Here is a 7,330-nt window from a genome sequence, read left to right as displayed (position 1 = left end):
CCGACCGGTCAGCTAAATGCAGCTATAACGTCCCCGAGAAGTGCGGAACGTCAGTTCCAAGGGTTCGAATCCCTTACTCTCCGCCACTACAACCCAAGGGGCGACTGGGATGTAGCCGATCTGGCGGACAGGCATCGGGCCTGAGCGCTGGCGCGAATAGAACGGTTTTGCCGGGAGCTTCTGGCGTCGGTCGGTGCACCGCGAATTCGAACCAAACGTGGGGGCACGACGCATCCGCAGGAGGATTGCTAGTCGCGCTCGGGCCTGTTTCAACCCTGTGCCCATCGAGTCACCCCCCGAGTGTTCCAACTACGGTGGCACCGGCAGTCGGTGAGACGTTGATTGTGGACACGAGTTGTAAACGCCCGCCAACGCCCTTCTGCCCTGAGAGCCGGAGCCTCTCCCAAACGGCCGTATTTGAGACGGCCGGATTCGGGCCGGTGAGCGTTATGAGGCGCTACGAACTTGACCAGCGGCGCCACACTTCGCCGGATATCGAGTGGCCGCTCGCTTGGTCGGAGTCGCAATTATCGAGTGGCTCGGAACCAGGCTCGAACCGTCAGGAACTCCCAACTCTTGCCAACACCCATCGAATGTAGCAACATTGCTACATTCGATGAGGAGGCATCATGACGACTAAGCAGCTCACCAGCCGAGAATTCAACCGGAACACCGGCGACGCAAAAACCGCAGCCAAGAACGGACCGGTCTACATCACCGACCGGGGCAAACCCTCCTACGTACTGCTCACCTTCGCCGACTACCAACGGCTCGCAGCCAACCGACCGAGCATCATCGAACTCCTTGCCCAGCCATCTGGGATCGAAGAGATCGGCTTTCACACCCCAGCCTCCTCCGAGATCGCCACACCCGCCGAGTTCGACTGATGTTCGTCCTGGACACAAACGTCGTCTCCGAACTCCGGAAAGCGGCAAGTGGCCGTGCCAACAAGGGCGTCACTGATTGGGCAAAGAGCGTGCCCGCGACGCTGATGTTCCTCTCAGTCATCTCACTTCACGAACTCGAACACGGAATCCTGCTCGCCGAACGCAGCGACCCGAAGAAGGGAGCCATCCTCCGAACCTGGCTCGATTCCAGCGTCATGCCCGCCTTCGAAGACCGACTCCTGCCAGTCAATGCCGAGATCGCCCGCCAAGCAGCGGCGCTGCACGTACCCAACCCCGCTCCGTTTAGAGATGCACTCATCGCCGCCACCGCTCTCCACCACGACATGACCGTGATCACCCGTAACACCAGCGACTTCGACCGCTTCGACAAGCTCACCGTCACAAACCCGTGGACCTAAACGAGCCCGACATGGCACCGCTCCCGAGAGTTCGACGAGAATCGGCGCACCTGGCCCCGCACGCATCGACGCCACAGACCCGAGATGGCCTGGTCGAAAGACTCGAGCGATGAACAGAGCCCGGCGAGGAACTTCACCGCAGGCGACCCTGAGTTGGGACCAAGGGATCTCATCCGCAAACTCCTGGCCGTATTGACCGTCGGGAGCCTCGCTGTGGTCTTTGCAACGACCGACGGCGAGAACATTCAAGCTGTCGTGCTACCGGTGGCACTCGTATATGCCTGCTGGTGGGCTACGAGCCCGTTGCCCGCTCTCACTTTTGTCCGGCCTCCGGCCATAGCCGGGGGCTCCTAGGTCTTCGCCCTGGCAGCATCGCTGATTGCCCTTTCCGGGCTCTACGACAGCACCAGCTCGACCAGTGGCATTGGGCTGTTGACGATTCCATTGGGCGTCGTCGCCGCGAGCGCGCTGTCGCTGTTGTGTCACGTGCCGTATCCGGCTCGTGAGCACCTGAGCGCTCTGGACGACCGGGCCACACATATCTACGCCACGTATTCCCGCACCGTTGGTCCGTGCGCCCCGCTCTACTTCGGCCCTTCCCGAACACAGCGTAATCCCGGCCAAAAGCGACCGAAACCGGCGGTTTCGTGGCGAAGATTGGGCCGGGCAGCGGAGCCTTGGGTCGTCTCACAAACCTTCGTTTGTGAGACGGATCTCAAAGGTGAGCTGAACCATTCCATCCCTGCCACTTGGACAGACAATTTGAGGCCCCTGGTCCATCGTCTGAAACGTCGGAAGCCAACACGACGCTACGGAACGGGTCGTCCGTGGGCGTCTAGCTCAACGGGATGAAAGGCCTTGCGGGATCATGATGTCATGACAAAGCAAACCACGGTCCGGGTGCCGGACGGTCTCGCCGATGATGCTGAAGCAGTCGCCCGGGTTCGCGGTGAAAGTGTCAACAAGCTGATCATCGACTCCCTTGCCGCCGAGATCGAGCGAGTCCGCGCTGACGAGAGCTTCACCACACGGGCCAAAAAGCTGCTCGAGCGCGACCAGGAGATCCTCGACCGACTCGCTCGGTGACCCGCTACCTCAGCCTCGCTGAATTCTGGTTTCTCGCCGAGCACGTCACCGGCGTCGACGCTGCAACCCTCATCAATGCCAGCCGCGTTGACCTTGCTGACTCTGCGCTACACGCGCCCCAAGCTGGCTTCGGCGACACCGACTTCTCCCCTGACCTGCACGACAAGGCCGTTGTGTTGGCCTGTCGGGTCCGCGTGGAACCATCCGCTGCCGGACGGCAACAAGCGGGCAGCGTGGGCATGCGTCGTGCTGTTCATCGACCTCAACGACGGGTCATGGAACAACGAACGGCCCGACACCGATGACGCCGTCGAAGCAATGCTCGCCGTCGCAGCCCATGACGTCGACGAGACATGGCTAGCGACCTGATTGAAGGACCGCGTCGACTTCCAAGCATGAACTGCGCGGCCACACGACCCCGTTGACCGGAATCCGGCTGGTTCCGTTGTGAGCGCCCCCTTGGACAGCCCCTAGAGAGACGAACAGCCGGATACTTACCCCCATCCTCAGCTGAACACCGCCCGGGGCGCTTGGCCATGAAGTTGGCCATGATTGGAACCCTCAATGAGGCTATTAAAGCCCTTGGAACTGCCACGACATCGCGGTTTCTGGGGGTTTTGGGGGCGACTGGATGTAGCCGATCCGTCGGGTCGGCGAGATGGGCGAGCCAGCCGGTGCGAATAGAACGGTTTTCTGGGGAGTCTTCGGCTTGGCGAGGCACGGCAGATATGAGTGGGTGGTGGTCCTGAAGCCACCCTCGGAAATGACCATCAACCAATCCCTGGACAATCTCCTTGCCCGGACTAGTTGGGGGATTGGCCGTTCGACCCATCCGACTTGGTAATTTGGTTGAACCACGTCCGGCCGCGAGTTCCGGTCCCGTGCTCCCGATCGAAAGCCACCTATGACCACCCTCGGTATCTTCCTGTCCGCCATCTGCGGATTGATCGCGTTAGTGTCGGCCAGCAGCAAATTCGCCGAGACCGAGCCCGTGGTGGAGTTGCTCGATCATGTCCAGGTCACCGGCGTGGTTCGTCAAACGTTGCCGTACGTGCAGATCGCCGGTGGGCTCGGTGCCCTGGCCGGGTTGTTCGTGGCCCCCTGGCTCGGCGTGGCCGCTCTCGTCGGGCTGACGTTGTACTTCCTGGGCGCCGTCGGGTTTCACCTGCGGGTCGGCGACCAGATAGCCGGCTTCGGCGGCCCGCTGGCCCTTGCAGGGATCATGGCGGTGGCCGCAGCCGTTCGGGCCGCCACAATCTGAGCGTTCGCAGTGGCCGGACCATGAGGTCGCCCACGGCCGAGCTCGCGACTCCATCAACCGCACCGACAGCATCCTGGTCGAACCCGCACCCAAGACGGCGTCGATGGTCGGGCAGTCCATCCCGACGGTGGTGCTCTTCGACCCGGTCGGCGAGGAGGCCGAGCGCCTCATCGGTGTCCCGACGATGGCCGAACTCCAGCGCCTGGTCGCATGTGGCGACACACCGTCAGTCGTGCTGGAAGCCACTTGGTTCCAAGTGGCTTCATTACTGAGAGGGTCGCCCGGCTCAGAGAGTTCGGTCTGGGTCAACTCGCCAGCCCCGACGGCCGCTGTCAAACGCCCGAAGCGTCCGCCGGCACCCTGCTCCTCAGGTGGGCCGGCGCACGCTGTCGTCCTGGCCACCGCCGAGTCCAAGCACCTCATCGAACCCCTCGACCAAACACGACATGAGCTCCTCGGGATTGGTGATCGCACCCCGGTCGGCCGTCAGACCGATATTGCAGGTGCCCGCATAGGACATGAGCGTGAAGTTGGCGCTCGCCCCGATCGGAGGTCCGAACGGGTAAAAGGCCGTCACGCGCGCGCCGCCGACATAGATGGCGTCGGAAAATCCCGGGACATTGCTGGCCGTGAAGTCGACGTGCTTGAGCATGTCACCCGTGATCGTCCGAGGCAGCAGGTTGAGGGCACCGGCGATGGCGTTGGTGTAGGGGATCGACGGCTCGCTGCGCCACTGCCGGCTGATGCTGCGGATGGCCCGAATTCGCTCCGCTGGATCGGCCAGACCCACCGGAATGACAATCCGTGCCAGCGTGATGCGGTTGCCGCCTTCGGCATCGTCGCTCGCCCGCACCGACACGGGCATGGTCACCCGCAGCTCCTCGACGGGCAGGCCGTGTCGGTCGTGGTAGCGGGCCAGGCCGCCGGCCACTGCGGCCATAAACGCGTCGTTGACGGTGCCATCGGCTGATTTTCCGGCCAACCGCAGCTCGGCGAACGGCACGTCGAGAGCGTGGTACCTCCACGCCAACCGTCGGTCGGTCATCAGCGGTGACATGGTCCGGGTGACCGGCCGGGCGAAGTTGATGATCGAGCCGGCCACCTCAAGGCCGCGCCCCGCCACACCGATCGGGTCGCGGATCAGGCCGACCAGGTCGCCGGGCAGACGACGCAGCCGGTCCCCCGCCAACGCTGCGGTCCGGGTCAGGTTGGACGAGAACGAGTCGACGACCAAGCGGGCCGTGCTGGTGGGCTCGGCCGGGGGAACCTCAGGCATCGGTCCGAGCTCCGGCGCTTCCCGCTGCAGGTCGACCACGTGTTGGGCCAGTTGGATCCCGCCAATACCGTCGGTCAACGAGTGATGCACTTTCATCACCAGCGCCGCCCGGCCATCGGTGAGGTCCTCCACGAGGGTGAACTCCCAGAGTGGACGGGCCACATCGAAGGCGGTCATTCCCGAGGTGGATGCGAAGCTGAGCACTTCATCGAGGGTGTGCGGTGCCGGGGCGGCCATCCGGCGCAGGTGCCAACTCAGGTCGAAATCCGGATCGGGGATACGGCGCAAAGGACCGAGCCGCAGCGGCGGTTGAACGAGCAGCGAGCGGAACGAGGGCGCCAGCCGAGTTGCGCGCTCCATCCGGTCGACGAACACGTCCCAGTCGGGCGTGGTGTCGAACAGCGCCACGGCCACGATGGTCGACCGCAGCAACGGGTCTTCTTCCATGTGCACGGCGAATGCGTCCACCTCACGCACTACCGGATCGAGGCTCTCGACCATTGCATTTCCCCCTGGCACGTCGGCCCCTGAAACTAGACCCGGAACCGTCGGACGGCCAGGGTCGGCCGGTCATCCAGGCCAGACGGCAGTGTCTCTCGACCGCTGCGACCAAAACACGGCAGTCGATTCGGACCCGGATGTCGGGACCTCCCTCGGCCGAAGAACGAGACCGTGTTCTGATTCGGTGCTAGAACCGCCCGATGGGGTTCAACATCGCCGACCTGTTCGAACGCGCCGTCGACGCGGTGCCCAACCGGACGGCGGTGGTGTGCGGTGACGCCTCGTTGACCTTCGCCGAGTTCGACGTCGAGGCCAACAAAATGGCCAACCACCTGCTCGCCGAGGGCATCGGCGCAGGCGACCACATCGGCATCTACGCTCAGAACTCCGTTGAGTGGCTGATCGCCATGATGGCGGCGTTCAAGGTGCGCGGCGTGCCGATCAACATCAACTTCCGCTACGTCGAAGACGAGCTGGCCTACCTGTTCGACAACGCCGACCTGGTCGCCCTCGTCCACGACCGGGCCTACCTCGACCGCATCGAGGCGGTGACCGCACGCGTGCCGGGCCTGAGGCACTTCGTGATGATCGAGGACGGCAGCGACGCCGACCCGACCCGTGTGGGTTCGGTGCCGTGGGCCGACGCGGTTGCCGACGCCAGCACCGAGCGTCCCCAGCTGGAACGCTCGGGCGACGACCTCTACGTGCTCTACACCGGCGGCACCACCGGCATGCCCAAGGGGGTGGTGTGGCGCCACGAGGACGTGTTCTATGCGCTCGGCGGCGGGGTGGACGCCTACACCAACGAACGGATCACCCACGGACAGGAACTGGCCGACAAGGCCAGAGCATCCGACGCGCCAATGGTGGCGCTGAACACCCCGCCGCTGATGCACGGCGCCGCCCAGTGGGGCTCGCTGCGGTTTCTCTTCGAGGGCAACACCGTGGTGTTCGTCCGCAACTTCAGCGCAGAGGCGGTGTTTGACGCCATCGAGGCCAACCGGGTGACGACGATCGTGATCACCGGCGACGCCATGGCCCGCCCGCTGGTCGAAACCCTGGCCGAAAACCCCGGCCGCTGGGACCTGTCCTCGCTGTTCGTCGTGTCCTCCAGCGCCGTCGTGTTCAGCCCGTCGGTCAAGGATCAGATGCTGGAACTGCTCCCCGACATCATCATCGTCGACGCCATCGGCTCCTCGGAGAGCGGGATGAACGGCATGGTCGTCCAGACCAAGGGCCAGACCAGCACCCACGGCGGCGGCGGCCCCACCGTGACGGCCGGGCGCGACGCCGTCGTGCTCGACGACCACCTCAACCCGATGGCGCCGGGCACCGGCGTGATCGGCCGGCTGGCCCGGGGCGGCAACATCCCGGTGGGCTACTACAAGGACCCCGAGAAGTCGGCCACCACCTTCGTCACCGCCGCCGACGGCGTGCGCTACGCGGTGGCGGGCGACTTCGCCACCCTGGAGGCCGACGGCACGATCACCCTGCTCGGCCGCGGCTCGGTATCTATCAACTCCGGCGGCGAGAAGATCTTCCCCGAGGAGGTGGAAGGCGTACTGAAGGCCCACCCCGGCGTGTACGACACCCTGGTGGTGGGTGTGCCCGACGACCGCTGGGGCCAAGCGGTGTGCGCCGTGGTGCAGCCCCGCCACGCCGACGCCCCGCCCAAACTGGCCGAACTGGCCGATCACTGCCGCAACCACCTGGCCAGCTACAAGGTGCCCCGCCACCTGGTGCTCAGCGACCAGATCGTTCGCTCGCCCAGCGGCAAACCCGACTATCGCTGGGCCTCCGGCCTGGCCGGCGAGCAACTGGACCACACCCCCTGACGCTGCGGGCCGGGTGACCTGGCGCCCACCACCACGAACATCGGCACAGGCCGGTCCGATCGTCG

Annotated in this window: 7 protein-coding genes; 6 read left to right on the top strand and 1 reads right to left on the bottom strand. The window is 64.8% G+C overall.

The window, feature by feature from the left end:
* Positions 1-629 precede the first annotated feature (629 nt).
* The 5 genes from PKD89_RS05695 (at position 630) to PKD89_RS05675 (ending at position 3,653) form a co-directional block, all read left to right on the top strand.
* The gene (locus PKD89_RS05695; protein ID WP_289012674.1) at positions 630-887 is read left to right on the top strand and encodes a type II toxin-antitoxin system Phd/YefM family antitoxin; all 258 of its coding nucleotides are present in this window, start codon (positions 630-632) and stop codon (positions 885-887) included.
* On the top strand, positions 887-1,306 hold the full coding sequence (locus PKD89_RS05690; protein ID WP_289012675.1) for a type II toxin-antitoxin system VapC family toxin: 420 nt from the start codon (positions 887-889) through the stop codon (positions 1,304-1,306). Before PKD89_RS05695 ends, PKD89_RS05690 begins: the two co-directional genes overlap by 1 nt.
* An 876-nt stretch (positions 1,307-2,182) precedes the next feature.
* Entirely contained in the window at positions 2,183-2,392 is a 210-nt protein-coding gene (locus tag PKD89_RS05685) for a YlcI/YnfO family protein (RefSeq protein ID WP_289012676.1), read from the top strand.
* 246 nt (positions 2,393-2,638) lie between these two features.
* Positions 2,639-2,761 (top strand): hypothetical protein, encoded by a 123-nt coding sequence (locus PKD89_RS05680; protein ID WP_289012677.1) that lies wholly within the window; start codon positions 2,639-2,641, stop codon positions 2,759-2,761.
* A 535-nt stretch (positions 2,762-3,296) separates the two neighbouring features.
* A complete protein-coding gene (locus PKD89_RS05675; RefSeq protein ID WP_289012678.1) occupies positions 3,297-3,653 on the top strand; it encodes a DoxX family protein in 357 nt (118 codons plus the stop codon).
* A gap of 367 nt (positions 3,654-4,020) precedes the next feature.
* Here PKD89_RS05675 and PKD89_RS05670 read toward each other — a convergent pair whose 3' ends face one another.
* On the bottom strand, positions 4,021-5,430 hold the full coding sequence (locus PKD89_RS05670) for a wax ester/triacylglycerol synthase domain-containing protein (protein WP_289012679.1): 1,410 nt from the start codon (positions 5,428-5,430) through the stop codon (positions 4,021-4,023).
* Positions 5,431-5,630: 200 nt separating this feature from the next.
* Here PKD89_RS05670 and PKD89_RS05665 point away from each other — a divergent pair, with 200 nt between their 5' ends.
* Positions 5,631-7,265: an acyl-CoA synthetase gene (locus PKD89_RS05665; RefSeq protein ID WP_289012680.1), complete on the top strand. Its 1,635-nt coding sequence runs from the start codon at positions 5,631-5,633 to the stop codon at positions 7,263-7,265.
* The last annotated feature ends 65 nt before the right edge of the window (positions 7,266-7,330 follow it).

The sequence above is a fragment of the Candidatus Neomicrothrix sp. genome (genome assembly GCF_035329545.1).
In the GTDB taxonomy this organism is placed as follows: domain Bacteria; phylum Actinomycetota; class Acidimicrobiia; order Acidimicrobiales; family Microtrichaceae; genus Microthrix; species Microthrix subdominans.
Note: the sequence above shows the minus strand (reverse complement) of the source record. Positions and strands in the feature narration are given on the sequence as shown.